This window comes from Burkholderia arboris (assembly GCF_902499125.1).
Taxonomy (GTDB): Bacteria; Pseudomonadota; Gammaproteobacteria; order Burkholderiales; family Burkholderiaceae; genus Burkholderia; species Burkholderia arboris.
This window is the reverse complement of record NZ_CABVPX010000037.1, coordinates 27,704-51,917: the sequence shown is the minus strand read 5'-3', so window position 1 is coordinate 51,917 and position 24,214 is coordinate 27,704. Positions and strand designations below refer to the sequence as shown.

The window sequence follows — 24,214 nt, the reverse complement described above, 5'->3', positions numbered from 1 at the left end:
GCCTATGCAATCCACGACTCCTACGTCCCCGCCTCCCGCCCCGGAGCCGAAGAAGCGGCCCTGGTGGCAAAAAGTCCTGCTCGGCTTCGCCGCGATGTGCGTGGCCCTCGTCGTGGCCGGCGGCCTCGTGCTCGGCTACGCGCTCGTCGTCGCCTGGCCGAACATGCCGTCGCTCGACGCGCTGACCGACTACCGCCCGAAGGTGCCGCTGCGCATCTATACGTCCGATCACGTGCTGATCGGCGAATTCGGCGAGGAGCGCCGCGACGTCGTCCATTTCAAGGACGTGCCCGACTCGCTGAAGAAGGCGATCCTCGCGATCGAGGACGCGCGCTTCTACGATCACGGCGGCGTCGACCTCACCGGCATCATCCGCGCCGGCTTCGTCGCGCTGACGAACGGCCACGCGTCGCAAGGCGCGAGCACGATCACGATGCAGGTCGCACGCAACTTCTTCCTGTCGAGCGAAAAGACCTACACGCGCAAGATCTACGAGATGCTGCTCGCGTACCGGATCGAGCGTGCGCTGACGAAGGATCAGATTCTCGAGGTCTACATGAATCAGATCTATCTCGGCCAGCGCGCGTATGGTTTCGCGAGCGCCGCGCGGGTCTATTTCGGCAAGGACCTGAAGGACATCACGCTCGCGGAAGCGGCGATGCTCGCGGGGCTGCCGAAGGCGCCGTCCGCGTATAACCCGGTCGTCAATCCGAAGCGCGCGAAGGTGCGCCAGGAATACATCCTGCAGCGCATGCTGGAGCTGAACTTCATCACGCGCGAACAGTACGACGAAGCCGTCGCGCAGCCGCTCGTCGTCAAGGGCCCGGGCCGCGATTTCAGCGTGCACGCCGAGTACGTCGCGGAAATGGTCAGACAGATGATGTACGCGCAGTACCGCGAGGAGACCTACACGCGCGGCTTCAACGTCGTCACGACGATCGATTCCGCCGACCAGCAGGTCGCGTACACCGCGCTGCGCAAGGGCATCATGGATTACGAGCGCCGCCACGGCTATCGCGGGCCGGAAGGCTTCATCGAGCTGCCGGCCGGTGCCGACGACCGCGAACAGGCGATCGACGACGCGCTGCTCGAGCACCCCGACAACGGCGAGCTGATCGCCGCGGTCGTCACGGCCGCGAGCCCGCGCCAGATCACGGTCTCGTTCATCGACGGCAGCAACGCGACGATCGAGGGCGACAACCTGCGCTTCGCGTCGGGCGCGCTGTCGGCCAACGCGCAGCCGAACCGCCGCATCCGCCCCGGTGCGATCGTGCGCGTCGTGAAGAACGACACCGGCAAATGGTCGATCACGCAGTTGCCGCAGGTTGAAGGCGCGTTCCTGTCGATCATCCCGCAGGACGGCGCGATCCGTTCGCTCGTCGGCGGCTTCGACTACAACAAGAACAAGTTCAACCACGTCACGCAGGCGTGGCGGCAACCGGGTTCGTCGTTCAAGCCGTTCATCTACTCGGCGTCGCTCGACAAGGGCCTCGGGCCGGCTACCGTGATAAACGACGGCCCGCTGTATTTCAGCGCCGCGGAAACGGGCGGCCAGCCGTGGGAACCGAAGAACTACGGCGGCGGCTTCGAAGGCCCGATGTCGATGCGCACCGCGCTGCAGCGCTCGCGCAACCTCGTGTCGATCCGGATCCTGAACCACATCGGCACGAAGTACGCGCAGCAGTACATCACGCGCTTCGGCTTCGACGCCGAGCGCCATCCGGCCTACCTGCCGATGGCGCTCGGCGCCGGCCAGGTCACGCCGCTGCAGATGGCCGGCGCGTACTCGGTGTTCGCGAACGGCGGCTACCGCGTCAATCCGTACCTGATCGCCGAAGTCACCGATCCGAACGGCGCGATCGTCGCGCGCGCGCAGCCGCTCGTCGCCGAGCAGAATGCGCCGCGTGCGATCGACGCACGCAACGCATACGTGATGAACAGCCTGCTGCAAAGCGTTGCGCAGCGCGGCACGGGCGCGCGGACCAACATCCTGAAGCGCACCGACCTCGCGGGCAAGACCGGCACGACGAACGACTCGCACGACGCGTGGTTCGCCGGCTACCAGCACACGCTCGCCGCGATCGCGTGGATCGGCTACGACAATCCGCGCAGCCTCGGCGATCGCGAAACCGGCGGCGGCCTGTCGCTGCCCGTCTGGATCGAGTACATGGGCGCGGCGCTGAAGGGCGTGCCCGAGTTCAAGCCGACGGTGCCGGACGGCGTCGAATCGCTCGGCGGCGAGCTGTACTTCTCCGAGTTCACGCCAGGCCACGGCTTCGTGTCGACGGTCGGCGTGCCGCAGGCGCCGGCTGCCCAGAACGTCGACGAGGCCGTGCCGCACGTCGACGAGCAGGAAAAGCAGGACATCATGAACCTGTTCCGCGGCCACTGACACCCGGCCCCGGGCATGAAAAAAGCGCCCCGCGGGGCGCTTTTTCTTTGGCTGCGATGCTCGGGATCCGGGCCCCGGCGCGTCACGCGCCGAACGTGATCGGCAGGCCGGCCTGCTGGGTCGCGTATTCGGTGAGCGCCGAGAAGAACTCGGTGCCCGTGCGCGTATCGCGCCATTCGCCGTCGATGAAACGGTAGTGGAATCCACCCGCCTTCGCGGCGATCCACACTTCCTTCATCGGCGGCTGCAGGTTGACGATGATCTTCGAGCCGTTCTCGAACGTCAGCGTCAGGACGCTGCCGTTACGCTCGAGATCGATGTCGTGGTCGCCGTCGTTGGCGGTGTCGACGGTACGCTCGACGGCCATCAGCACGGCCTCGGCACGGGTCAGGTAATCGGTATCGGACATGCTAAACTCTATCGGTTCAATTGTTCAGGGACGATCATGCGAGTCGTTTTCCGGATGAGCGCGATTGTAGCGGCTTTGGCGATTCTTGCCGGCTGCGGTCAAAGCGGCGCGCTCTATCTGCCCACCGTGCCTCCGATGCCCAAGCCACTCCAGCAGCAGAATACGCCGCCGTCGGACGTGAAACCGACCGATGAAAACGCGTCGTCCGACGATACACCCGATACGTCGGGTTCGCCGCTCACGCTGTCCCCCGAGTTGTCGAGCAGCCCGTCGACCATGCCCGCACCGGCATCGGGCCCGGCCGCGAAGTAACGACGCCACGCTGCCCGCGCGGCTGGTGAAACAAGGCGATGACTTCCCGGTCATCGCCTTTCGTTTTTCCGGGCCACGCCGTCACGCGCGCACGCGCCGCCATCCCCACGCGAGCAACCGCCAGCCGAGCAGCATTGCGACGATCGCCGCGTACAGCTTCGGCTGCGCAAGATTGTGCTTGCCGGCCCGCATCCACCAAAAGTGCAGCACACCGAACAGTGCGATCGCGTAGATCGCGCTGTGCAGCGTCGCCCAGTGACGGCCAAGCCGGCGCACCATTGCGCGCGGCGAAGTCGCCGCGAGCGGGATCAGCAGCACGAACGCCGCGAAGCCGACCGTGATGAACGGGCGCTTGCCAACGTCCTTCAGGATCGCGACCGCGTCGAACCATTTGTCGAACCACAGGTAGGTCGTGAAGTGCAGCGTCGCGTAAAAAAACGCGAACAGCCCGATCATTCGGCGAAAACGCAGCAGCGCGGCGAAGCCCGTCATGCGCCGCAGCGGCGTGACGGCAAGCGTGACGCACAACAAGACGAGCGTCCAGAGGCCGGTCGAACGCGTGATGAATTCGATCGGATTCGCGCCGAGCCGGTCGGTCAGCCCGAACAGCACGAGACGCGCGAGCGGATAGAGGCCGGCCGCGAACACCAGCACCTTGGCCGGCGCGAGCCAGCGCGGCGCAGCGGAGCGGACCGCACCGGCCCGCGTCGTGCGTGCTGCCGGTCCGGCGCCCGCTGCACGCGCGGGCGTGAGCGTCGAAGGAGGCATGTCGTTTCTCACTGTCGCGCTCAGAAGTTCTTTTTCAGGTCCATGCCCTGATACATCGACGCGACGAGATCTCCGTAGCCGTTGAACATCAGCGTCTTGCGCTTCGGCGTGAAGAAGCCGTCCTCGCCGATGCGCCGCTCGGTCGCCTGGCTCCAGCGCGGATGATCGACGTTCGGGTTCACGTTCGAGTAGAAGCCGTACTCGTTCGACGCATACGTGTTCCAGCTCGTCTTCGGCTGCTTGTCGACGAAGCGGATCTTCACGAGCGATTTCGCGCTCTTGAAGCCGTACTTCCACGGCACGATGATCCGCACCGGCGCGCCGTTCTGGTTCGGCAACACCTGCCCGTAGACGCCCATCGTCAGCAGCGTCAGCGGGTTCATCGCCTCGTCCATCCGCAGCCCTTCCGAATACGGCCAGTCGAGCACGGGCGTCGACAGGCCCGGCATCTGCGACGGATCGGCCAGCGTGACGAACTGCACGTATTTCGCGTTGCCGGTCGGCTGCACGCGCTTGATCAGCTCGGACAGCGGCACGCCGACCCACGGGATCACCATCGACCATCCCTCGACGCAGCGCAGCCGGTATACGCGCTCCTCGAGCGGCGCGAGCTTCAGCAGTTCGTCGAGATCGAAGACCTTCGGGTGCTGCACCTCGCCCTCGACGCTCACGCGCCACGGGCGCGGCCGCAGCGTGCCGGCGTTCTGCGCCGGGTCGCTCTTGTCGGTGCCGAATTCGTAAAAGTTGTTGTAGGACGTGATGTCCTTGAACGGCGTCACCTTGTCGGCGGCAACGAACTTCGGGTTCGTCCTGGCCGCGAGCTTCGCCGCCCGCGCGTCGGGCGACGCATAGGCGGCGAATGCCGCGCCGCTGCCGCCGAGCAGCCCGCCCGCCGCCGCGAGGCCGGCCGCCTGCAATACGCGCCGCCGGTTCTCGAATACCGCGCGCGGCGTGATCTCGCTGGGCGCAATGTCACCGCCCGTCAGTACGTTCCGCAAAGGGCGTTTGATCCACATCGTGCAGCTCCTCCTGCATGCGCGGCGCGCATGCTTCATGAGCGTTCGACCCGGCCCGTCATGCGCCGTTCGACGCCCGGTTCGCCCGCCCGTTACAAAACAAAACCGCCGGGCACGCAGTGCACCGGCGGTTCGATAGTCGGACGAGCGGCGGAAATCTTACAGCTTGCCGTAGCTGTGCAGCCCGGACAGGAACATGTTGACGCCCAGGAACGCGAACGTCGTGACCAGCAGGCCCGTGAGTGCCCACCATGCCGCGACCGTGCCGCGCAGGCCCTTCATCAGCCGCATGTGCAGCCACGCCGCGTAGTTCAGCCACACGATCAGCGCCCAGGTTTCCTTCGGGTCCCAGCTCCAGTAGCCGCCCCACGCTTCGGCCGCCCACAGCGCGCCGAGGATCGTCGCGATCGTGAAGAACGCGAAACCGACCGCGATCGACTTGTACATCACGTCGTCGAGCACTTCGAGCGTCGGCAGGCGATCGGCGAGCACGCCGCGCTCCTTCATCAGGTACGCGACCGACACCATCGCCGACAGCGCGAAGCTGCCGTAGCCGATGAAGTTCGCCGGCACGTGGATCTTCATCCACCAGCTTTGCAGCGCCGGCACGAGCGGCTGGATCTGCTGCGCGTCGCGCGCGACCGAGTACCACATCAGGAAGCCGACTGCCGCGCTGATGACCAGCAGCACGAACGCGCCGAGCGAACGCGTGCCGTAGTGGCCTTCGTAATACAGATACAGCAGGGCGGTGATCAGGCTGAACAGGACGAACACTTCATAGAGGTTCGACACGGGAATATGGCCGACGTCCGCCCCGATCAGGTAGGACTCGTACCAGCGCACCATCAGCCCCGTGAAGCCCATCAGCACGGCGACCCACGTGAGCTTCTGGCCGATCGCGGCGCCCGTTTCCGAGCGCGCGAGCAGGCCGATCCAGTAGAAGATCGTCGCGAGCACGAACAGCGCGCTCATCCACAGGATCGCCGACTGGCTCGACAGGAAGTACTTGAGGAAGAACGCCGAATCGGCGCGCGCGAGATCGCCCTGGTAGATCTGGATCGACAGCAGCGACAGCACGGCGATCGACGCCATCATCAGCCGCGCGGGTTTCCAGCGCCAGCCGAGCGCGATCAGCGCCGGCACGGTGCCGACCATCACCGCCTTGTCGTAATAATCCATGTGCGCGTTGTAGTGCACGAGCGCATAGCCCGCGCCTACCACGAGCGCCAGTGCGAACAGCCAGTCGAACAGCGACAGGCGCGCGAAAAACGGACGTTCGTCGAACAGCGGCGACGAAACCGGCGCCTGGGCCGACGCCGCACGGGAAGAGGAAACTTGCGTGAGATCCATGATGTTACCGGGTGGAATTCTCGGAATCGGAACCGCTGCCGGCAGGCGGGCGGGCCGTCGAAGCCGCACCGGTGGGCGCGGCGTCGCGAGGTGCGGCGCGCAAGGCGACACCGGCCGCGTCGCGCGTCTGCACGAATTCTTTCTCGAAATCGAAGGTCTTGCGGGCCGTGGACATTGCCATCACCACATCGACGCCCGAACCGGCATCCTTCAGCCAGAACCAGAGGCGCCGCTCGCGCACGTAGAACATCGAGAAGATGCCGGCGACCAGCAGCAGGCTGCCAAGATACACCAGATTCTTGCCGGGTGCGCGCGTCAACTGAAATACCGAAGCTTGCACCTGCTTGAATGAATCAAGCTGCAAATAGACCGGCGATCCATACAAAAAGCTGTCGGATAGCGCGTTGATCGCGTTCTGCACGAAGCGGATCGTCTCGGTGCCCTGCTGGGCGGCCGGCTCGCCGGCGCGCTCGCGCGCGATCTGCCAGACCTCCCACATCGAGCCTTCGAGCATGCGCAGCAGCAGGCTTGCCGCCTTCTCCTGCTCGGCCTTCGGCACCGAGCGGTCGATGAACGTCGCCACCGCCTGGAAGCCGCCGACCGGCTGGCCGTCGGCGCCGCGGCCGACGCTGTCGTCGCTCGCGGCAAAAAGGGTCAGCACCTTCGATGCGCTGTCCTGCAGGCGGCCGCGCAGCGATGCGTCGGTGCCCGGCAGCGAACGCTGTGCGAAGCGCGCGGCGGCCTCGGCACGCACGGCCGGATCCTCCAGCGCGGCGCGCAGGCGCATCCATTCGCCGATCGAATCCTGGCTGTCGGCCGGGATCCGCATGTAACGGAACGGATCGTTCGGGCTCGCGCGCACACCGGCGAGGAACACGCGCTCGCCGTTCATGTCGACGGGCAGCATGTAGTTGTTGAACTCGCGCGCCTGGCCGTCCTTGCCGCGGATCTTGTACTGCACCGACGGGCCGATGTTGTGGAGCTGCGTCGGCTTCGACGTCTTCGCGCCCGAGCCGAGCCGCTCGTCGAACACTTCCTTCAGCGAGCTCGTCGTCGCGACACCGCGCACGTCCAGCTTGCCGCTCGCGTCGGCCATGTTCTCGACGTTGATCGCGCGGAAATCGGAGAACTCGATCGTGTCGCCGTCGGCGCCCGGCACCTGCAGCGGCGCCGAACTGCCGATCGTGCCCTTCACGGGGACGGTCGTCGCATTGCCGCCCGTCATCGGGTAGGCCGTCATCTGCATCTGCGAGCCGCCGTCCTGGAAGCTCGACTGGTAGATCGACACGCCCTTGTACGTGAACGGCTTGTTGACCTCGACGCGCGCCGGAATCTTCTGGCCGGTCTCGCGATCGATCACGACGATGTCGCTCGCGAACAGCTTCGGCATGCCCGTCGTGTAGTAGTCGACGATGAACTTGTTGAGCTGGATCGAGAACGGCAGGTCCTGAATCAGCGAGCCGCTCGGCTGGTTCAGGATCGCGGTCGATACGAACTGGCCCTCGGGCACCCACGCGTAGCCGCGGAACGTCGGGTTCGACGCGGACAGGCGATGGTCGGGCGAGATCTCGCTGATCGTCGCGCTCGTGTTGACCGGGCTCTTGCCGAACATCCACATCTGGAATTTGATCGGCAGGTTGCTGTCGAGCAGGCCGCCGATACAGATCACGACGATCGCGAGGTGCGCAGAGATATAGCCCCACTTGGTCATCGCGCCGCGTTTCGCGGAGATCAGCGTCGCGCCGTCGGTTTCACGCACGACGTGCTTGTAGCCGGCCTTGGTGACGAACGTGGCGAGCGTGGCCGCGACGGTCGGGCGCGTACCGGATGCCGTGTACTCGGCCTTGTGATGGAACGCGCGCAGGCTGCCTTCGCGGACCTTGTCCTTCCAGCTCTTCGCGTCGGCGAGCATCTTCGGCGCGTTGCGGATCACGCACAGCGAGATCGACGTGACGAGGAAGATCAGGATCAGCATGAACCACCACGCGCTGTACACGTTGTACAGGCCGAGCGAGCGGAAGATGTCCGCCCAGAACGGCCCGAACTGGTTCACGTAGTTCGGATACGGATCGTCCTGGGTCAGGACCGTGCCGATGATGCTCGCGATCGACAACACCACCAGCAGCGCAATCGCGAAGCGCATCGAGCTCAACAGCTCGACCGCGCGTTTCGACGCACCCTGACCCGACTTCGACTGCAACCCCGACGTGGTAACGCTCATTCAAACTCCGACTCAGGGGAAACAGCCCCCACGTTCACTATGTTCGCTGCCCCCAAGGGGGCGATCGGCACGCTCGGGACGGCCCGGCGAGTGCCAACAAAAAAGGGCAAGGCGGCCGCAACGGTGCGGCGCCCCACCCTTTTCTTGTTCTGACTCCGGCCGCCCTTCGGGCGACCGGTCATTCCATTCGCGACCGACCGGTCAACGCAGGCCCGCGATGTAATCCGCGACGGCCTTGATCTCGTTGTCCGACAGGCGCGTGGCGATCTGATGCATCGCCTCGTTGTTGTTACGCGCGCCGGCACCCTGCTGGAACGCGGTCAACTGCGCGACCGTGTAATCGGCCCACTGCCCCGACAGGCGCGGATACTGGATCGGCATCCCCTGGCCCGTCGGCCCGTGGCAGCTCGCGCAGGCAGGTACGCCCTTCTCCGCGATGCCGCCGCGATAGATCTTCTGGCCGACCGGCACGGTCGCCGCATCGCGTGCGGTACCGAGCTTCGTCGTCTGCGACCCGTAGTACGCGGCGACGTTGCGCATGTCGTCCGCGCTCAACGCGCTCGCGAAGCCGACCATCACCGCGTTGTTACGCACCGGCCCCTTCGCGCCCGGCTGCGCCTTGAAGTCGTTCAACTGCTTGACCAGATATTCGGGATGCTGGCCGGCAAGCTTCGGGAAACTGCCCGACGCGCTATTGCCGTCGGCGCCGTGACACGACGCGCAGACCTGCCCGGCAATCGCCTTGCCGCGGTCGAGATCCGGCTTGGCCGCATCTGCCGCGTTTGCCTCCGCTACGAAACCTACGAACCCTGCTGCAACCTGAAGCACCATCAGAGACTTGCACAGTCGATTCATTCGCACACCCTGTTTCGTCTTGTGGGAATTTGAGGTTCTGCAAAAAACGACGGCGACCAGTCTACCGCAGAAGCCACATAAAAGCGCGAGGCAGGCGCCAGGTGGCCTTTGGTAAAACCGCCGTATTGTACAATATCGTGTTGAAAGCTCCCGCGCCTATCGGGGCTACCCCGCCTCCACCAAGCGGCTCGCGCCGCCCGTCCTTCCGGTTCCCATGGCCTTTTTGCTCCATCAAGCCCGCTTCTACACGACCGTCAACCATCTGCGCGACCTGCCGCCGACGGTCCAGCCGGAAATCGCGTTCGCGGGCCGCTCGAATGCCGGCAAGTCGACGGCGATCAACGTGCTGTGCAACCAGAAGCGGCTGGCCTTCGCGTCGAAGACGCCCGGCCGCACGCAGCATATCAACTACTTCTCCGTCGGCCCGGCCGCCGAGCCCGTCGCGAACCTCGTCGACCTGCCCGGCTACGGCTACGCGGAAGTGCCCGGTGCCGCCAAGGCGCACTGGGAGATGCTGCTGTCGTCCTACCTCGCGACGCGTTCGCAGCTCTGCGGCCTGATCCTGATGATGGATTCGCGCCGTCCGCTGACCGACCTCGATCGCCGCATGATCGAGTGGTTCGCGCCGACCGGCAAGCCGATCCACACGCTGCTGACCAAGTGCGACAAATTGACGCGCCAGGAAAGCATCAATGCGCTGCGGACCACGCAAAAGGGGCTCGATGCGTATCGCGACCAGGGCGTCCAGGGCAAGCTGACGGTCCAGCTGTTCTCCGCGCTGAAGCGCACGGGGCTCGACGAAGCGCACGCGCTGATCGAGAGCTGGCTGCGGCCGTCGGTCGCCGACGAAAAAAGCGAGCCTGTAGCACAATGATCGGGCAACGCGCGGCCGGGATCGGCGGCGCGCTCCTGACGGCGCCTGCGGATTCGGCCGGCTCATAAAAAAACCCGCCGTTAAACGGCGGGTCAAACAGCCTAATCGAAAAACGACAGGCACCCGCTCAGGGAGGAGAAGCGGGGAGCTGCACGCTACGCGTGCCGCTCGATCGCTATCATATACCAACGCTCCCAAAAATCACCTAAGGGTTCCGTAAGGTCCTTACCGCCCTGATTTCTGCCCAATCGCCCATGAGCTTCCATCCGCTTCATCGTCCGCGCCGGATGCGCCGCGACGACTTCTCCCGCCGCCTGATGCGCGAAAACCGCCTGACCACCGACGACCTGATCTACCCGGTGTTCGTCGTCGAAGGCACCAACGAACGGCAGCCGGTGCCGTCGATGCCCGGCGTCGAGCGCGTATCCGTCGATCTGCTGATGCACGTCGCCGAACAATGCGTCGAACTCGGCGTGCCCGTGCTGTCGCTGTTCCCGGCCATCGACCCGTCGGTGAAGACGCCCGACGGCCGCGAGGCAGCCAACCCGGACGGCCTGATTCCGCGCGCGGTGCGCGAGCTGAAGAAGCGCTTCCCCGAGCTCGGCGTGCTGACCGACGTCGCGCTCGACCCGTACACGAGCCACGGCCAGGACGGCGTGCTCGACGAAAACGGCTACGTGATCAACGACGACACGATCGAGATCCTGATCGATCAGGCACGCGCGCAAGCTGAAGCCGGCGTCGACATCGTCGCGCCGTCGGACATGATGGACGGCCGCATCGGCGCGATCCGTGAAATGCTGGAAAGCGACGGTCACATCCACACGCGGATCATGGCCTATTCGGCGAAGTTCGCATCGGCGTTCTACGGCCCGTTCCGCGACGCGGTCGGCTCGGCATCCAACCTGGGCAAGGGCAACAAGATGACCTACCAGATGGATCCGGCGAACAGCGACGAGGCGCTGCGCGAAGTGCGCCTCGACATCGACGAAGGCGCCGACATGGTGATGGTCAAGCCCGGCATGCCGTATCTCGACATCGTGCGCCGCGTGAAGGACGAGTTCCGCTTCCCGACCTACGTGTACCAGGTAAGCGGCGAATACGCGATGCTGAAGGCGGCCGCAATGAACGGCTGGCTCGACCACGACAAGGTCGTGCTCGAATCGCTGCTCGCGTTCAAGCGGGCGGGCGCCGACGGCGTGCTCACGTACTTCGCGCTCGATGCGGCGCGCCTGCTGAAAGCGCAGCGCTGAGCGCTGCGCCGGCTGGCACGATGCAAAACGGCGGGACACTTCGGTGTTCCGCCGTTTTTTTGCTTACCGCCGATCGAGGCGGCAGCCGTATCGAGCGTCCCGGTTCGTCATACCGTCGGGACAGCGGCCCGATCGAGGCTGCGCAGGAACGTCTCGGCCGCCTGATAACCGACCACGCGCCCGATCTCGTTACCGCTGCGATCGAAGAAGATGATGCCCGGCGGCCCGAACAGGTTGAAGCGCTTGAGCAGCGCCTGATCGTCCGGGTTGTTCGCGGTGACGTCCGCGCGCACGAGGTGGAGCTGTGCGAGCCGCGCCTGCACGCGCGCGTCGGTGAACGTCAGATGCTCCATCTCCTTGCAGCTCACGCACCAGTCGGCGTAGAAGTCGAGCATCACGGGCTGGCCCGACGTCTTCAGCAGCGCGTCGAGCTCGCCGCTGGAACGCACCGATGCGAACGCGGGACCGTCCTGCGCGGCGGCCGCGCCGGCCGTCGCGGCCCCGCCGGATGCCACCGTGCGCGCCGCCAGCACGGCCAGCGGCTTCACGGGATCGGTGGAGCCCGCGGCGAGGCCGACGAGCAGTGTCGCAGCCCAGATCGCGAGCGCGGCGCCCACGCCACGGCCCAGGCGGCGCCAGATCGATGCGGCGCCGGCATTCGGCGTGAACAGGCCGAGCGCCGCGGCCGCGATCAGCAGCCACAACGCGGCGAGCACCATCTTCAGGCCGCCCGCCAGCACCGGCCACACGATCCACAGCGCGGCCGCGAGCAGCACGATGCCGAAGAACACCTTCACTCCGTCCATCCACGCACCTGCGCGCGGCAGCACCGTCCCTGCACCGACGCCGACGACCAGCAGCGGCACGCCGAGCCCCAGGCCCATGGCGAACAGCGCCGCCCCACCGAGCAACGCATTGCCGGTGTGCGCGATGAAGGCGAGCACCGCGAATAGCGGCGCCGTCATGCACGCGCCGACAACCAGCGCCGACAACGCGCCCATCGCCGCGACCGCAGCGAAGTGGCCGCCCTGACGTGCGCTCGAAGCCTCCGCCGCGCCGTTCTGCCAGCGCGCCGGCAGCGCGAAGTCCTTGCCCGAGATCAGCGACACCGCGAACGCGGTCAGCAGCACGCCGAACGCGCCGAGCACCCACGGGTTCTGCAGCCACGCGCCGAGACTCTGGCCGACCAGCGCGGCGGCGATGCCGAGCACCGTGTAGACCAGCGCCATGCCGACCACATAGGTCAGCGACAGCGCAAAGCCGCGTGCGTGCGTTGCACGCGTGCCCTGACCGATGATGATCGCGGACACGATCGGAATCATCGGGTACGAACACGGCAGGAGGCTCAGCACGACACCCGCGACGAAGTACAGCGCGACGATCGTGAAGAAGCCGTGCCCTTCGAGCAGCGACTGCGCGAAATCGGCGCTTGTGACCTTGTCGAACCAGCTGCCCGCGGCGGCCGTGTCGCCGCCGGACGACGATGCTGCACCGAGCGCGGCGCCATCGACCTTCATGACGTGCTCGGCCGGCGGATAGCAGATCCCTTCGTCCGCACACCCCTGCGACGTCACCGCGAGCTCGAACGGCCCTGCCGCCTGCTTCACGGGCACGTGAACGACGACTTCGTCGCGATAGGTCTCGACGTTCTTCTGGAACGTCTGGTCGAACTTCACGTGACCGGCCGGGAATTGCGGCTCGCCGAGGGTCGCCTGCCCGCTCTTCACCGCGAACGCGAACCGCTCGCGGTACATGTAATAGCCGTTGGCGATCTTGAAGCGGATGTCCACCTGTCCCGGCGATTCGCTCGCGCTGAACTTGAACGCAACCGACGGATCGAGGAAATCGTCAGCCGCGCGCGCAACGGACAGGCCGCCCAGCACGAACACGAACGACAACAGGACTGCAAGGAACCGCAGCGCACGCACGCGCACGAAAAGCGCCATACCGTTAAACATGAAATAGACGTTGAGTTTCGCTGGTCACCCACTGGCCATACGCGGCCGATGCCGTCGTCTGCCACGAGACGATTTCGGGCGTCTCGTAAGGATGATGCGCGAGAATAAATCGCTCCAGTTCGAGCGCCCGCACGGGGCTCGTCTTGAACAGCAACTGGATCTCGTCGGCCGTTTCGACCTTGCCCTGCCAGTGATAGCGCGACTTGATCGCACCGAGCTCCGACACGCACGCGGCCAGCCGCGCATCGAGCGCGCCGTCGGTGAGGGCCGTGGCCGTCGCCGCATCCGGCACCGTCGTCAGCATCAGCACCACTATCATCCGAGCCCTCCTGGCTGGTCTAACGGCTCCTGCCGGCGCGAATTGCCTATCCTCCGATCACGCCGGTTGCCCGTATCGTAGCGCAGCCCGCGCAACACTGCCGGCGCCGGCCTGCGACAATCGATCGCAGCCGGCGCGTCAAAAACAAAAAGGGCCAAGCAATTGCTCGGCCCCTTTCAGATACTGCAGCGTACCGGAAGCTTACTCAGCTTCTTGCACGTTTTCCGTTTCGTCGACTTCCGGACGGTCGAGCAGTTCGACCAGTGCCATCGGTGCGTTGTCGCCCACGCGGAAGCCGAACTTCAGCACGCGCAGGTAGCCGCCCGGACGGTTCGCGAAACGCGGACCGAGCACGTCGAACAGCTTCGCCACCGAGTCACGATCGCGCAGGCGGTTGAACGCCAGGCGACGGTTTGCCAGCGACGGCTTCTTGCCGAGCGTGATCAGCGGCTCGACGACTTTACGGAGTTCCTTCGCCTTCGGCAGCGTCGTCTTGATGACTTCGTGCTCGATCAGCGAGTTGGACATGTTACGGAGCATAGCCAGACGGTGGCTGCTCGTGCGGTTCAGTTTCCGCAGACCATGACGATGGCGCATTTCAGTTTCCTTGATTCAAAGTTTTGATCCAGCTCTTCTATCGCACCTCGACGGGTGCACGGGCCGGTAGTGAAAAAAGCAAGATGCGGATTTTAAAGGAAAATCCGCATCTTTGCCAACTACAGCTACAACCGGGCTTACTTGTCGAGACCAGCCGGCGGCCAGTTCTCGAGCTTCATGCCCAGCGTGAGACCGCGCGAAGCGAGCACTTCCTTGATCTCGTTGAGCGACTTGCGACCGAGGTTCGGCGTCTTCAGCAGCTCGTTTTCCGTGCGCTGGATCAGGTCGCCGATGTAGTAGATGTTCTCGGCCTTCAGGCAGTTCGCCGAACGAACCGTCAGCTCGAGATCGTCCACCGGACGCAGCAGGATCGGATCGATCTGCGGTGCACGCGACGGCGCTTCGGCTGCCGTTTCCGTGCCTTCCAGCGCCGCGAACACGGACAGCTGGTCAACCAGGATGCGGGCCGATTGGCGGATCGCTTCTTCCGGCGTGATCACGCCGCTCGTCTCGATGTTCATCACGAGCTTGTCGAGGTCGGTACGCTGCTCGACACGTGCGCTTTCGACAGCGTAGCTCACGCGGCGAACCGGCGAGAACGATGCGTCGAGGACGATGCGGCCGATGATCTTGGCCGTGTCTTCGCCGTAGCGACGGACGTTGCCGGGCACATAGCCGCGACCCTTTTCGATCTTGATCTGAACGTCGAGCTTGCCGCCCTTCGACAGGTGCGCAATCACGTGATTCGGGTTGATGACTTCGCAATCGTGGGCCAGCTCGATATCGCCGGCCGTGACAACGCCTTCACCTTCCTTGCGCAGCGTAACCGTCACTTCGTCACGGTTATGCAGCTTGAACACCACGCCCTTCAGGTTCAGCAGCAGGTTGACGACGTCTTCCTGCACGCCATCCAGCGTCGAGTACTCGTGCACCACGCCTGCGATCGTGACTTCGGTCGGCGCGTAGCCAACCATCGACGACAGCAGCACGCGACGCAGCGCATTGCCCAAGGTATGGCCGTAACCGCGTTCGAACGGTTCCATGACCACCCTCGCGTGGTTCTCGCCAAGCGATTCCACGGCGATGATCTTGGGTTTCAGCAAACTGGTTTGCATGGGCTTTCCTTTTCAATACCCTCGGCTCGTTACACCGATAAGGCTGACCGGTAACAACCAGAAAATAAACAGCCGAGGCCCCTCCTTGCGTATCGCAATCGGGGTACCTCGGCCGTCAATCGGATTAACGCGAATACAATTCGACGATCAGGCTTTCGTTGATGTCGCCTGCGATCTCAACGCGTTCCGGCATTTGCTTGAACGTGCCTTCGAACTTCTTCGCATCGACTGCAACCCAGCTCGGCATGCCGCCTTGCTCGGCCAGCGACAGCGCTTCGACGATACGCGCCTGCTTCTTCGCCTTTTCGCGGATCGCGACGACGTCACCTGCCTTCACTTGCTGCGACGGGACGTTTGCGACGACGCCGTTCACGGTGATCGACTTGTGGCTCACCAGCTGACGCGCTTCAGCGCGGGTCGAGCCGAAGCCCATGCGATACACGACGTTGTCGAGGCGCGACTCGAGCAGTTGCAGCAGGTTTTCACCCGTGTTGCCCTTGCGGCGGTCGGCTTCAGCGAAGTAGCGGCGGAACTGACGCTCCAGCACGCCGTAGATGCGCTTGACCTTCTGCTTTTCACGCAGCTGCGTACCGTAGTCGGACGTACGTGCGCCCGAGGTACGGCCGTGCTGACCCGGCTTGCTGTCGAGCTTGCACTTGTCGGCGAGCGAGCGGCGTGCGCTCTTCAGGAACAGGTCGGTGCCTTCACGGCGGGACAGCTTGGCTTTGGGGCCGATATAACGTGCCACTTTGCATTCCTTTATCAATCAGTCACGCGGATCGAAATCCGCGCTAGTCCGCTCCCTTTGGGGCGAACGGTGGGCTTAGTCAATCAAAAAAGCAACGCCCGTCGACGCTGAGCGGCGACAGGCAATGCGCTAGCACGAACGTGCCAGCACATCCTTAGATACGACGACGCTTCGGCGGGCGGCAGCCGTTGTGCGGAATCGGGGTGACGTCCGAAATCGCGGTGATCTTGATGCCGAGGCCATGCAGCGCACGCACTGCCGACTCACGACCCGGGCCCGGGCCCTTGATCCGCACTTCCAGATTCTTCACGCCGTATTCCATCGCGACGCGGCCAGCCGACTCGGCTGCGACCTGAGCAGCGAACGGCGTCGATTTGCGCGAGCCCTTGAAGCCCTGACCGCCCGACGTCGCCCATGCCAGAGCGTTGCCTTGGCGATCGGTGATCGTGATGATCGTGTTGTTGAACGACGCGTGAACGTGAACCACGCCTTCAGCGACGTTCTTCTTAACCTTTTTGCGAACGCGTTGCGCCGCGGTATTCGAAGCCTTAGCCATTACGTTTTCCTGTAACTGTCAGTTCCGCTTACTTCTTCAGCGCTTGCGCTGCACGACGCGGACCCTTACGGGTACGTGCGTTCGTACGCGTACGCTGACCGCGCATCGGCAGGCCCTTGCGATGACGGACGCCACGGTAGCAACCGAGGTCCATCAGGCGCTTGATGTTCATCGTCACTTCACGGCGCAGATCGCCTTCGACGACAAACTTGCCCACTTCTTCACGCAGCTTTTCCAGGTCTGCGTCGGTCAGATCCTTGACCTTCTTCGAAAAATCGACGCCAGCTGCCACGCAGATGCTGCGCGAACGGGTGCGGCCGACACCAAAGATAGCCGTCAGGCCAATCTCGGTGTGCTGGTGATTCGGGATGTTAACCCCTGCGATACGAGCCATTGTTTTTCCTCAAACAAAAAGCGCAAACAAACGCGCGGTCAGCCTTGGCGCTGCTTGTGGCGCGGATCCGAGCTGCAGATCACGCGAACGACGCCTTTGCGCTTGATGATCTTGCAATTGCGGCAAATGCGCTTAACCGATGCCATCACTTTCATGATAATACCCTTTTTTCAAATCACTTCGCCCGGAACACGATCCGCGCACGAGACAGATCGTAAGGCGTCAACTCAACCGTCACCTTGTCGCCCGGCAGGATGCGGATGTAGTGCATCCGCATCTTTCCGGAAATATGTCCCAACACGACATGGCCGTTTTCCAGCTTCACACGGAAGGTCGCATTCGGGAGGTTTTCAATCACCTCACCCTGCATCTGGATTACATCGTCTTTGGCCATAGTCCTTAACGCATCGGGATGTTGCCGCCCTTGAAGTTCGCCTTCTTGAGCAGTGACTCATACTGTTGCGACATAACGTACGACTGCACCTGCGCCATAAAGTCCATCGTGACGACGACAATGATCAGCAGCGACGTTCCACCAAAATAAAACGGCACGTTCCAGCGCAGCACCAGAAACTCTGGCAGTAGACACACGAAGACGATGTAGATCGCACCGGCCAGCGTCAGACGCGTGAGGATGCGGTCGATATATCGTGCGGTCTGATCGCCCGGACGGATGCCCGGAACAAACGCGCCGCTCTTCTTCAGGTTGTCCGCGGTTTCCCTGCTGTTGAACACCAGTGCGGTGTAGAAGAAGCAGAAAAACACGATTGCCAGCGTGTACAGCAGCACATAGACCGGCTGGCCCGGCTTAAGCGCTTCCGCTACGTTATGCAACGTATTGGAAATCCAGCTTCCCGTCGGCTGACCGGTACTGAACCAGCCGAGAATCGTTGCCGGGAACAGAATGATCGACGATGCAAAGATCGGCGGAATCACGCCCGACATGTTCAACTTCAGCGGCAGATGGGACGACTGCCCGCCGTAGATCTTGTTGCCGACCTGGCGCTTCGCGTAGTTCACGAGGATCTTGCGCTGACCGCGTTCGATGAACACGACCAGGTAAGTCACCGCAGCAATCAGAACGACGATGATGATCGCCGAAATGATGCTCATCGAACCCGTACGCACCAGCTCGAACAACCCACCCACGGCATTCGGGAACCCTGCTGCGATCCCGCCGAAGATGATGATCGAGATACCGTTGCCCAGACCACGCTCGGTAATCTGCTCGCCGAGCCACATCAGGAACATCGTACCGGTAACCAGCGTCACGACCGTCGTCAGACGGAACAGCATGCCGGGATCGGTGACGAGGCCCGGCTGGTTTTCCAGCGCAGCCGCGATACCGAACGCCTGGAAGGTCGCGAGCACCACGGTGAAATACCGCGTGTACTGCGTGATCTTCCGTTGCCCTGCCTGCCCTTCCTTCTTCAGCGCCTCGAGCTGCGGCGAAACGATCGCCAGCAACTGCATGATGATCGACGCCGAGATGTACGGCATGATCCCCAGCGCAAAGATCGTGAAGCGGGAAAGCGCGCCACCCGAGAACATGTTGAACATGCCCAGGATGCCGCCCGCCTGGCTCTGGAACAGCTTAGCCAGTTGATCCGGATCGATGCCCGGCACGGGAATGTGCGCGCCGATGCGATAGACGATCAGCGCCAGGAGCAGGAACATCGCTCGCCGGCGCAGATCGCCGAATTTCGCCGTGCTTCGACCGGGTTTTGCAAGACTCGGGCTGTTAGCCAAGTACCTTCTCCGATGAATGCAAGTGACGACGCGCTACGCGTGTCACTCGGCGAACGAACCGCCAGCCGCTTCGATCGCAGCGCGCGCACCCTTGGTGGCACCGAGACCCTTCACGACGATCTTGCGCTTCAGTTCACCCGTCGCGATGATCTTTGCGCTCTTCGTCAGCTCGCCGACCAGGCCGGCTTGCTTCAGTGCGAGCAGATCGATCTCGTCGACCGGCAGCTTCTCGAGGTCGCCCAGGCGCACTTCACCGACGAATTCCTTCGTCAGCGACGTGAAGCCGCGCTTCGGCAGACGACGTTGCAGCGGCATCTGACCGCCTTCGAAACCGACTTTGTGGAAGCCGCCCGAACGCGATTTCTGACCCTTGTGACCACGGCCAGCCGTCTTGCCGAGGCCCGAACCGATGCCACGACCGACGCGACGCTTGGCGTGCTTGGCGCCAGCGGCCGGCTTCAGGTTATTCAATTCCATATCAACTCCTTGATCCGTAGGGCCGCTTACGCGATGACCTTAACGAGGTACGAAACCTTGTTGATCATGCCGCGGACCGCCGGCGTGTCCTGCAGCTCGCTGACCGAATTGAGTCGGCGCAGGCCCAGGCCACGCACGGTTGCGCGGTGCGTTTCGCGGGTCCCGATCAGGCTCTTGACGAGCTGAACCTTGACAGTTTTTTCAGACATGGTGACCACCCGGGCTTAGCCCAAAATATCTTCGACGGACTTGCCGCGCTTCGCCGCGATGTCTGCCGGGGTGGACTGCTTGCGCAGGCCGTCCAGCGTGGCGCGAACGAGGTTGTACGGGTTCGTCGAACCGTGGCTCTTCGCCACAACGTTCTGAACGCCCATCACGTCGAACACTGCGCGCATCGGGCCGCCGGCGATCACGCCCGTACCTGCCTTCGCCGGAGCGAGGAGGACGGCCGAAGCGCCGTGCTTGCCGTGCACTTCGTGCTGCAGCGTGCCGTTCTTGAGCGGCACCTTGAACATGTTGCGGCGAGCTTGTTCCATTGCCTTCTGGACAGCGACCGGCACTTCCTTCGCCTTGCCCTTGCCCATACCGATGCGGCCATCACCGTCGCCAACCACGGTCAGTGCGGCGAAGCCGAGAATACGGCCACCCTTCACGACCTTGGTCACGCGATTGACCGAAATCATCTTTTCACGAAGGCCGTCGTCGCGCTCGTCAGCCTGAACTTTCGCTTGCATCTTTGCCATGACGAATTCCTTCCTTAGAACTTGAGCCCAGCTTCGCGAGCTGCCTCAGCCAGCGCCTTGACGCGGCCATGGTAGCGGAAGCCCGAGCGGTCGAAGGCGACGGATTCGATGCCGGCGGCCTTTGCCTTCTCGGCAATACGCTTGCCGATCAGCGTCGCAGCATTAACGTTGCCGCCCTTGCCCGACTTGTCGGCGAGCTCGGCGCGCACTTCAGCTTCGAGCGTCGACGCGCTGGCGAGCACCTTGGTGCCGCAGGGCGAGAACACTTGAGCGTAGATGTGCGTGTTCGTGCGATGCACGGCGAGACGCGCGACCTGCAGCTCAGCGATCTTGATACGCGTCTGGCGAGCGCGGCGCAGGCGAGATTGAGTCTTATCCATGATTGCGCACCCTTACTTCTTCTTCGTTTCTTTGAGGATCACAACCTCGTCGGCATAACGCACGCCCTTGCCCTTGTAGGGCTCCGGCGGACGGTAACCGCGGACTTCCGCAGCCACTTGACCGACTTGTTGCTTGTTGATCCCCTTGATCACGATTTCGGTTTGCGTCGGGGTTTCAGCCTTGACGCCTTCCGGCATCTGGTGCACCACCGGGTGCGAGAAACCCAGCGACAGGTTCAGCTTGTCGCCTTGCGCTTGCGCACGGTAACCGACGCCAACCAGCGTCAGCTTGCGCTCGAAACCCTTGGTCACGCCGTGCACGGCATTCGCGATGATCGCGCGCATCGTGCCCGACAGTGCATTTGCTTCGCGGCTTTCGTCGACCGGCGACAGATTCAGCGTGCCGTCGTTGTTCGCCACGTTCACGAGCGGATTGATCGCTTGCGTGATGGTGCCCAGCGGGCCCTTGACGGTGATTGCACCGTCGGCCAGCTTGACTTCCGCGCCTTGCAGCGCGATCGGGCTCTTACCTACTCGAGACATGTTTCTCTCTCCTCGGCTTTAAGCGACGTAGCAGATGACTTCGCCGCCGACGCCGGTAGCGCGCGCCTTGCGATCAGTCATCACGCCCTTCGGCGTCGACACAATAGCCACGCCGAGGCCGTTCATGACCTGCGGAATGTCGTTACGGCCGCGGTACACGCGCAGACCAGGCTTCGACACGCGCTCGAGGCGTTCGATGACCGGGCGACCTGCGTAGTACTTCAGCGCGATATTCAGTTCGGACTTCGCACCTTCCGCCTTGACGGCGAAATCGTCGATATAACCTTCGTCCTTGAGGACTTGCGCGATTGCAACCTTGACCTTCGACGAGGGCATCGCTACCGATACCTTCTCGACCATCTGCGCGTTGCGGATGCGAGTCAGCATATCGGCGATAGGATCACTCATGCTCATTTACGTTTCTCCTATTACCAGCTCGCCTTGGTCAGGCCAGGAATCTCGCCACGGAATGCGATTTCACGAATCTTGTTACGCGCGAGGCCGAATTTACGGAACGTGCCACGCGGACGGCCCGTGATCGCGCAGCGGTTACGCTGGCGGGTCGGGTTTGCGTTGCGGGGCAGTTGCTGCAGCTCCAGGCGTGCTTCGTAGCGCTCTTCTTCCGACTTGCTTTGGTCTTCGACGATCGCCTTCAGCGTTTCACGCTTTGCTGCGAACTTCGCGACCAGGCGGGCGCGCTTCTTTTCACGTTCGATCAGTGCCAGTTTAGCCACGGTAACCTCAGTTTCTGAACGGGAACTTGAAGCTGGCGAGCAGAGCCTTTGCTTCGTCGTCGGTCTTCGCAGTCGTCGTGATGCTGATGTTCAGCCCACGCAGTGCGTCGATCTTGTCGTAGTCGATTTCGGGGAAAATGATCTGCTCTTTCACACCGATGTTGTAGTTGCCACGGCCATCGAAAGCACGACCCGACACGCCGCGGAAATCTCGCACGCGGGGCAGGGCAACCGTCACGAAACGGTCGAGGAATTCGTACATTGCTTGGCCACGCAGCGTCACCATCGCGCCGATCGGGTAACCCTGGCGGATCTTGAAGCCTGCGATTGCCTTGCGAGCCTTCGTGACGACCGGCTTCTGGCCGGCGATCTTCGTGAGGTCGCCAACGGCGTTCTCGATGATCTTCTTGTCAGCGATCGCTTCGCCAAGACCCATGTTCAGCGTGATCTTGGTGATGCGCGGCACTTCCATGACCGACTTGTAACCGAACTTCTCGATCAGGCCGGGCACAACCTTTTCTTTGTAAAACTCTTGAAAACGAGCCATTTTTTACTCCGCTGCGTCAGGCGCTCAGTACGGCACCGGTCGTCTTCAGGAAGCGAACCTTCTTGCCTTCCTCGACCTTGATGCCAACACGCGACGCCTTGCCATTCGCGTCGACCAGTGCGACGTTCGAAATATGCAGGGGCATCGTCTTCGCTTCCACGCCGCCCGTCGTACCCTTCATCGGGTTCGGCTTCACATGCTTCTTGACGAGGTTGATACCTTCAACCGTCACATGTTCAGCACCGACAGCCAGCACGACGCCGCGCTTGCCCTTGTCCTTGCCAGTGACGACGATGACTTCGTCACCTTTGCGAATCTTGTTCATCGCGACTCCTTACAGCACTTCCGGCGCCAGCGAAACGATCTTCATGAATCGTTCGCTACGCAGCTCACGCGTCACCGGCCCGAAGATACGGGTGCCGATCGGCTCGAGCTTGTTATTCAAAAGCACAGCGGCGTTGCCGTCGAACTTGATCAGCGAGCCGTCTTGACGGCGCACGCCCTTGGCGGTGCGGACCACCACGGCGTTGTAAATTTCGCCTTTCTTCACGCGCCCGCGCGGCGTTGCCTCTTTGACGCTCACCTTGATGATGTCGCCAATGCCGGCATAACGACGCTTCGAGCCGCCGAGCACCTTGATGCACAGGACTTCACGTGCACCCGTGTTGTCGGCTACTTCGAGCCGAGATTCGGTCTGGATCATGGTTTGTCTTTCCCAACTTAATCCGGATGCACCACCATGATGCACTCGGTCAGTCTTGGTCCCGTCAGCCAATCGGCTGCTTGGGTTGGAACAGCAGCGACGGCAAACGAAACCCGCCATCGCAATTCGGTGAATCTTTCGGACAGGCTGGCGCCAGTCCGCTTCCCCCACCAACTTCGCCCGCGACGGGGCTCCCATAAAGAGGGAAGACCAGGATTATAACAAATAATCCTGGTCCCGCAAGCAAAAACTTTGCGATTTCAAGCACTTCGTGGAGAAGTGCCTGTTACTGCCTACTACGCTGCCCGCTTAGATGACGCGAGCGGCTTCGACGAGGCGCGACACCGTCCAGGCCTTCGTCTTCGAAACAGGACGCGTTTCCTGGATTTCGACGAGATCGCCTTCGTTGTAGGTGTTCGCTTCATCGTGCGCGTGGTACTTCTTCGAACGCACGACATACTTGCCGTAGATCGGATGCTTGACGCGGTGCTCGATCAGCACGGTGACGGTCTTGTCCATCTTGTTGCTGACGACCCGACCGACCAGCGTCCGCTTCAGCGAGGTTTTCACGCTATCGTTCATTTCTGGTTCGCCTTCTGAGTCATGACGGTCCGCACACGTGCGATGTCGCGACGAACCTTCTTCAGCTGGCTCGTGTTCGTGAGCTGCTGGGTCGCGAGTTGCATGCGCAGGCCGAATTGCGCCTTCAGCAGGTCCGCCAGCTCCTTGTTGAGCGCGGCCTGGTCTTTCTGGAGAAGTTCGGAAGCCTTCATATTTTCTCCTTAGGCGCCGAGCTGGCGCACGATGAACGCCGTCTTCAGCGGCAGCTTGGCTGCAGCCAGACGGAACGCTTCGCGTGCCAGTTCTTCGGTTACGCCGTCCATTTCATAGAGCATCTTGCCCGGCTGAATCTCGGCGACGTAGTACTCCGGGTTACCCTTACCGTTACCCATACGCACTTCCGCCGGCTTCTGCGAAATCGGCTTGTCCGGGAAGATCCGGATCCAGATGCGGCCGCCACGCTTGATGTGACGCGTCATTGCACGACGCGCCGCTTCAATCTGGCGTGCGGTCAAACGACCGCGACCGATCGCCTTCAGGCCGAAATCACCGAACGACACTGCGTTGCCGCGCGTCGCCTTGCCGGTGTTACGACCCTTCTGCTCTTTACGATACTTCCTGCGTTTCGGTTGCAGCATCG

General features: G+C 63.1%; 33 protein-coding genes. 4 read left to right on the top strand and 29 right to left on the bottom strand.

Features of this window, described 5'->3' with window-relative positions; all coding sequences use genetic code 11:
* Positions 1-4: 4 nt before the first annotated feature.
* Complete coding sequence (locus BLA15945_RS32090; RefSeq protein ID WP_155627089.1) at positions 5-2,392, top strand: penicillin-binding protein 1A; 2,388 nt, start codon at positions 5-7, stop codon at positions 2,390-2,392.
* Between the two features lie 82 nt (positions 2,393-2,474).
* On the opposite strand, the gene cyaY is transcribed toward BLA15945_RS32090, so the two are convergent.
* Complete coding sequence (gene cyaY, locus BLA15945_RS32085) at positions 2,475-2,801, bottom strand: iron donor protein CyaY (protein ID WP_059232604.1); 327 nt, start codon at positions 2,799-2,801, stop codon at positions 2,475-2,477.
* 36 nt (positions 2,802-2,837) lie between these two features.
* Here cyaY and lptM point away from each other — a divergent pair, with 36 nt between their 5' ends.
* Positions 2,838-3,113: an LPS translocon maturation chaperone LptM gene (gene lptM / locus BLA15945_RS32080; RefSeq protein WP_059232605.1), complete on the top strand. Its 276-nt coding sequence runs from the start codon at positions 2,838-2,840 to the stop codon at positions 3,111-3,113.
* 81 nt (positions 3,114-3,194) lie between these two features.
* On the opposite strand, the gene msrQ is transcribed toward lptM, so the two are convergent.
* The 5 genes from msrQ to BLA15945_RS32055 form a co-directional block, all read right to left on the bottom strand.
* Positions 3,195-3,881 carry a protein-methionine-sulfoxide reductase heme-binding subunit MsrQ gene (gene msrQ / locus BLA15945_RS32075; RefSeq protein WP_174994253.1) on the bottom strand — a complete coding sequence of 229 codons (687 nt, stop codon included), beginning with the start codon at positions 3,879-3,881 and terminating at the stop codon, positions 3,195-3,197.
* Between the two features lie 20 nt (positions 3,882-3,901).
* On the bottom strand, positions 3,902-4,897 hold the full coding sequence (msrP, locus tag BLA15945_RS32070; RefSeq protein WP_174994252.1) for a protein-methionine-sulfoxide reductase catalytic subunit MsrP: 996 nt from the start codon (positions 4,895-4,897) through the stop codon (positions 3,902-3,904).
* A 159-nt stretch (positions 4,898-5,056) separates the two neighbouring features.
* The gene (gene ccsB, locus BLA15945_RS32065; protein ID WP_059232608.1) at positions 5,057-6,247 is read right to left on the bottom strand and encodes a c-type cytochrome biogenesis protein CcsB; all 1,191 of its coding nucleotides are present in this window, start codon (positions 6,245-6,247) and stop codon (positions 5,057-5,059) included.
* Positions 6,248-6,251: 4 nt separating this feature from the next.
* Positions 6,252-8,468 (bottom strand): cytochrome c biogenesis protein ResB, encoded by a 2,217-nt coding sequence (locus BLA15945_RS32060; protein WP_174994251.1) that lies wholly within the window; start codon positions 8,466-8,468, stop codon positions 6,252-6,254.
* A 201-nt stretch (positions 8,469-8,669) separates the two neighbouring features.
* Complete coding sequence (locus BLA15945_RS32055) at positions 8,670-9,323, bottom strand: c-type cytochrome (protein ID WP_059232610.1); 654 nt, start codon at positions 9,321-9,323, stop codon at positions 8,670-8,672.
* A 214-nt stretch (positions 9,324-9,537) separates the two neighbouring features.
* Between BLA15945_RS32055 and yihA the strand changes: the two genes are divergently transcribed.
* Entirely contained in the window at positions 9,538-10,197 is a 660-nt protein-coding gene (gene yihA, locus BLA15945_RS32050) for a ribosome biogenesis GTP-binding protein YihA/YsxC (RefSeq protein WP_059232611.1), read from the top strand.
* A gap of 254 nt (positions 10,198-10,451) precedes the next feature.
* The gene (hemB, locus tag BLA15945_RS32045) at positions 10,452-11,450 is read left to right on the top strand and encodes a porphobilinogen synthase (protein ID WP_174994250.1); all 999 of its coding nucleotides are present in this window, start codon (positions 10,452-10,454) and stop codon (positions 11,448-11,450) included.
* Between the two features lie 107 nt (positions 11,451-11,557).
* Here hemB and dsbD read toward each other — a convergent pair whose 3' ends face one another.
* The 23 genes from dsbD to rplP form a co-directional block, all read right to left on the bottom strand.
* Complete coding sequence (gene dsbD / locus BLA15945_RS32040; RefSeq protein WP_174994249.1) at positions 11,558-13,408, bottom strand: protein-disulfide reductase DsbD; 1,851 nt, start codon at positions 13,406-13,408, stop codon at positions 11,558-11,560.
* Positions 13,401-13,727 carry a divalent-cation tolerance protein CutA gene (gene cutA / locus BLA15945_RS32035; protein ID WP_059232614.1) on the bottom strand — a complete coding sequence of 109 codons (327 nt, stop codon included), beginning with the start codon at positions 13,725-13,727 and terminating at the stop codon, positions 13,401-13,403. Before cutA ends, dsbD begins: the two co-directional genes overlap by 8 nt.
* A gap of 201 nt (positions 13,728-13,928) precedes the next feature.
* Positions 13,929-14,324 carry a 50S ribosomal protein L17 gene (gene rplQ, locus BLA15945_RS32030; RefSeq protein ID WP_006477175.1) on the bottom strand — a complete coding sequence of 132 codons (396 nt, stop codon included), beginning with the start codon at positions 14,322-14,324 and terminating at the stop codon, positions 13,929-13,931.
* 137 nt (positions 14,325-14,461) lie between these two features.
* Positions 14,462-15,439: a DNA-directed RNA polymerase subunit alpha gene (locus tag BLA15945_RS32025; protein ID WP_006477176.1), complete on the bottom strand. Its 978-nt coding sequence runs from the start codon at positions 15,437-15,439 to the stop codon at positions 14,462-14,464.
* A 124-nt stretch (positions 15,440-15,563) separates the two neighbouring features.
* Positions 15,564-16,187, bottom strand: a complete 624-nt coding sequence (gene rpsD, locus BLA15945_RS32020) for a 30S ribosomal protein S4 (RefSeq protein ID WP_047899585.1) — start codon at positions 16,185-16,187, stop codon at positions 15,564-15,566.
* Positions 16,188-16,341: 154 nt separating this feature from the next.
* On the bottom strand, positions 16,342-16,743 hold the full coding sequence (gene rpsK, locus BLA15945_RS32015; RefSeq protein WP_004197937.1) for a 30S ribosomal protein S11: 402 nt from the start codon (positions 16,741-16,743) through the stop codon (positions 16,342-16,344).
* A gap of 28 nt (positions 16,744-16,771) precedes the next feature.
* Positions 16,772-17,137, bottom strand: coding sequence for a 30S ribosomal protein S13 (rpsM, locus tag BLA15945_RS32010; RefSeq protein ID WP_006477178.1), 366 nt, complete (start codon positions 17,135-17,137; stop codon positions 16,772-16,774).
* Positions 17,138-17,175: 38 nt separating this feature from the next.
* Complete coding sequence (gene rpmJ / locus BLA15945_RS32005; RefSeq protein WP_004199844.1) at positions 17,176-17,292, bottom strand: 50S ribosomal protein L36; 117 nt, start codon at positions 17,290-17,292, stop codon at positions 17,176-17,178.
* Between the two features lie 20 nt (positions 17,293-17,312).
* Complete coding sequence (infA, locus tag BLA15945_RS32000) at positions 17,313-17,531, bottom strand: translation initiation factor IF-1 (protein ID WP_004521905.1); 219 nt, start codon at positions 17,529-17,531, stop codon at positions 17,313-17,315.
* Between the two features lie 5 nt (positions 17,532-17,536).
* Positions 17,537-18,886, bottom strand: a complete 1,350-nt coding sequence (gene secY, locus BLA15945_RS31995) for a preprotein translocase subunit SecY (protein ID WP_006482915.1) — start codon at positions 18,884-18,886, stop codon at positions 17,537-17,539.
* 42 nt (positions 18,887-18,928) lie between these two features.
* The gene (rplO, locus tag BLA15945_RS31990) at positions 18,929-19,363 is read right to left on the bottom strand and encodes a 50S ribosomal protein L15 (protein WP_006482880.1); all 435 of its coding nucleotides are present in this window, start codon (positions 19,361-19,363) and stop codon (positions 18,929-18,931) included.
* Between the two features lie 26 nt (positions 19,364-19,389).
* Positions 19,390-19,572 (bottom strand): 50S ribosomal protein L30, encoded by a 183-nt coding sequence (gene rpmD, locus BLA15945_RS31985; RefSeq protein ID WP_050454145.1) that lies wholly within the window; start codon positions 19,570-19,572, stop codon positions 19,390-19,392.
* Positions 19,573-19,587: 15 nt separating this feature from the next.
* Positions 19,588-20,106 (bottom strand): 30S ribosomal protein S5, encoded by a 519-nt coding sequence (rpsE, locus tag BLA15945_RS31980; protein ID WP_006752931.1) that lies wholly within the window; start codon positions 20,104-20,106, stop codon positions 19,588-19,590.
* Positions 20,107-20,120: 14 nt separating this feature from the next.
* The gene (gene rplR / locus BLA15945_RS31975; RefSeq protein ID WP_006477183.1) at positions 20,121-20,486 is read right to left on the bottom strand and encodes a 50S ribosomal protein L18; all 366 of its coding nucleotides are present in this window, start codon (positions 20,484-20,486) and stop codon (positions 20,121-20,123) included.
* Positions 20,487-20,498: 12 nt separating this feature from the next.
* A complete protein-coding gene (rplF, locus tag BLA15945_RS31970) occupies positions 20,499-21,029 on the bottom strand; it encodes a 50S ribosomal protein L6 (RefSeq protein ID WP_006477184.1) in 531 nt (176 codons plus the stop codon).
* Positions 21,030-21,047: 18 nt separating this feature from the next.
* Positions 21,048-21,443, bottom strand: coding sequence for a 30S ribosomal protein S8 (gene rpsH / locus BLA15945_RS31965; RefSeq protein WP_006477185.1), 396 nt, complete (start codon positions 21,441-21,443; stop codon positions 21,048-21,050).
* Between the two features lie 14 nt (positions 21,444-21,457).
* Positions 21,458-21,763, bottom strand: a complete 306-nt coding sequence (gene rpsN, locus BLA15945_RS31960) for a 30S ribosomal protein S14 (protein ID WP_059232615.1) — start codon at positions 21,761-21,763, stop codon at positions 21,458-21,460.
* A gap of 7 nt (positions 21,764-21,770) precedes the next feature.
* Entirely contained in the window at positions 21,771-22,310 is a 540-nt protein-coding gene (rplE, locus tag BLA15945_RS31955) for a 50S ribosomal protein L5 (protein ID WP_006477186.1), read from the bottom strand.
* Positions 22,311-22,326: 16 nt separating this feature from the next.
* The gene (rplX, locus tag BLA15945_RS31950) at positions 22,327-22,635 is read right to left on the bottom strand and encodes a 50S ribosomal protein L24 (RefSeq protein ID WP_006477187.1); all 309 of its coding nucleotides are present in this window, start codon (positions 22,633-22,635) and stop codon (positions 22,327-22,329) included.
* Positions 22,636-22,644: 9 nt separating this feature from the next.
* On the bottom strand, positions 22,645-23,013 hold the full coding sequence (rplN, locus tag BLA15945_RS31945) for a 50S ribosomal protein L14 (RefSeq protein WP_006482918.1): 369 nt from the start codon (positions 23,011-23,013) through the stop codon (positions 22,645-22,647).
* Positions 23,014-23,322: 309 nt separating this feature from the next.
* Positions 23,323-23,595, bottom strand: coding sequence for a 30S ribosomal protein S17 (rpsQ, locus tag BLA15945_RS31940; protein WP_006477189.1), 273 nt, complete (start codon positions 23,593-23,595; stop codon positions 23,323-23,325).
* Positions 23,592-23,786 carry a 50S ribosomal protein L29 gene (gene rpmC / locus BLA15945_RS31935; protein WP_006400652.1) on the bottom strand — a complete coding sequence of 65 codons (195 nt, stop codon included), beginning with the start codon at positions 23,784-23,786 and terminating at the stop codon, positions 23,592-23,594. Before rpmC ends, rpsQ begins: the two co-directional genes overlap by 4 nt.
* A gap of 9 nt (positions 23,787-23,795) precedes the next feature.
* Positions 23,796-24,212 (bottom strand): 50S ribosomal protein L16, encoded by a 417-nt coding sequence (gene rplP, locus BLA15945_RS31930; protein WP_006752927.1) that lies wholly within the window; start codon positions 24,210-24,212, stop codon positions 23,796-23,798.
* Between the last annotated feature and the right edge of the window lie 2 nt (positions 24,213-24,214).